At 47.6% G+C, this 523-nt stretch carries 1 protein-coding gene and 1 pseudogene; both read right to left on the reverse strand.

Annotated features, from left to right (window positions below; translation table 11 throughout):
- Positions 1 to 73 (reverse strand): ESPR-type extended signal peptide-containing protein (locus K0778_RS29510; RefSeq protein WP_214279554.1); only part of this gene is annotated, 73 nt, incomplete at its 3' end.
- A 371-nt stretch (positions 74 to 444) separates the two neighbouring features.
- Positions 445 to 523: pseudogene (locus tag K0778_RS28265) on the reverse strand (hypothetical protein); the annotation flags it as partial.

Raw genomic sequence — 523 nt, forward strand, 5'->3', positions numbered from 1 at the left:
CGGAAGCCACCACCAGGGTGCCCGTAATGTGATTCCATACCAGCCTGTAGCTGGTGTTCAGATGTCGTTTCATCAGCTTTTCCTTACAGAGGGTGAATAAAAAAGCCGGTACCCACAAATGTGGATACCGGCAGGTACAAAACAGCATGGTCAGATAAAGTGGTTTTTCCCGGACATAAATGCTTCCCCTCTCTCATCCGCCAGAGAAGTATCAGTCCGTTGTGTGCAATTCCGTTCTGCATGATGAAGAGATTCAGCTGCCTTTTCGCAGACCATTAACCACTATAAACGATCGATGACAACGATCGATACCTGTTTTATCGATCGTTTTATTCTATTAACAGCAAGGCAGTCACGCAAGAGAAAGAGGTGGGTATGAGGTGTTTGTGTCATGTTTTCAGTTTGTTAACGCAATGTAATCAGGCATTTCCCCTGGCAGACTGTTCAGAAGAAAATCCAGTTCCATACAGCGCGGGCAACAGAGACCACCGTGTCACGGACGGCACGCAGAACCGTACGAGCC

It is taken from the genome of Escherichia sp. XD33, assembly GCF_019375075.1.
In the GTDB taxonomy this organism is placed as follows: domain Bacteria; phylum Pseudomonadota; class Gammaproteobacteria; order Enterobacterales; family Enterobacteriaceae; genus Enterobacter; species Enterobacter flexneri_A.